Origin of the sequence: Micromonospora sp. NPDC052213 (genome assembly GCF_040679695.1) — a bacterium.
Lineage (GTDB): Bacteria > Actinomycetota > Actinomycetes > Mycobacteriales > Micromonosporaceae > Micromonospora.
The window spans coordinates 1-1,248 of sequence record NZ_JBFAVI010000367.1; the positions used below are offsets into that span (position 1 = coordinate 1).

1 protein-coding gene is annotated in these 1,248 nt (G+C 73.6%); it reads right to left on the minus strand.

Annotated features, from left to right (window positions below; genetic code table 11):
- Positions 1-1,248: hydantoinase/oxoprolinase family protein (locus AB0L34_RS34015; protein WP_363709782.1), on the minus strand; the 1,248-nt coding region annotated here is incomplete at both ends.

The following is a 1,248-nucleotide window of genomic DNA, read 5'->3' on the forward strand; positions in this document are numbered from 1 at the left end:
GTGACGAGCAGGTATCCGTGGTCGTCGACGGTGACCCGCTGGCCGCTGGGCACCACAGTGGTGGAGGTGCCCTCGTCGATCAGCGCCGGTCCGTCGAAGGTGTCGCCCGGCTCCAGGCGGGCCCGGTCGTAGACCGCGAACGGCACCACCGCGTGCTGCCCGAAGTCGTAGGCGTCGCGGTGCGTCAGCAGCGCCTGCGACGGGTCGCCGTCGCCACGCGGCAGGGTCTGCAGCTCGGGCCGGTCGGTGCGCCCGATGCCGCGCACCCGCAGGTTGAGGATCTGCAGCGGGTTGCCCATGGTGTGGCCGTACCGGGCGCGGTGCGTCTCGTCGAACGCGGCGCGGATCGCGTCGCGGTCCAGCTCGCGCCCGACGGTGACCATCAGGCTGTGCTCCTGGCCCAGGTAGCGCAGCTCGAACTGCCGCTCCAGCACCGCCTCGCCGACCGGCACGCCCTGCGCCACCAGCGACGCGACCGCCTCGGCCTCGACGGCCTTGAACAGCTGCTCCAGCTCCGCCAGGTCGGCGTCGTCGAGCGTGGCCATCACGGTACGGCTGAAGTCGTTGACGATGTCGGCGGAGAGCATGCCCCAGGCGGAGAAGCCGGACGGCGCGAACGGCACGATGACCTCGCCGATGCCCATCTCGCGGGCCAGCAGCGGGGCCAGCAGCGGCCCGGCGCCGCCGAACGCGAGCAGCGCGAACTGCCGGGGGTCGTGACCCCGCTCGACGGTGATCTGGCGGACCGCGCCGACGGTGCGGGCCAGCAGCACGTCGAACACGCCGGCGGCCGCGTTCTCCACGGTGAGGCCGAGCGGCTCGGCGAGTTGCTCCTGAATTGCGGCGCGCGCCTCGGCGTCGCGCAGGCCCATGGTGCCGGCGAGGAAGCGCTCCGGGTCCATGTAGCCGAGCACCACCGCGGCGTCGGTGACCGTCGGCTTGGTGCCGCCCCGGCCGTAGCAGACCGGGCCGGGGTCGGCGCCGGCGCTCTGCGGGCCGACCTTGAGCAGGCCGTGGTCGAGCCAGGCGATCGAGCCGCCGCCGGCGCCGATGGTGCGGATGTCGTACGTGGGGATGAGCAGCGGGAAGTGCTCCAGCTGGGCCTCGTACGCGGCGACCGGGTTGCCGCGCTCGATCACGCAGGCGTCCAGCGAGGTGCCGCCGATGTCGAACGTGAGCACGTTGTCCCGGCCCAGCTCGGAGGCGACGTACGCGGCGCCGACGATGCCGCCGGCCGGTCCGGACAGC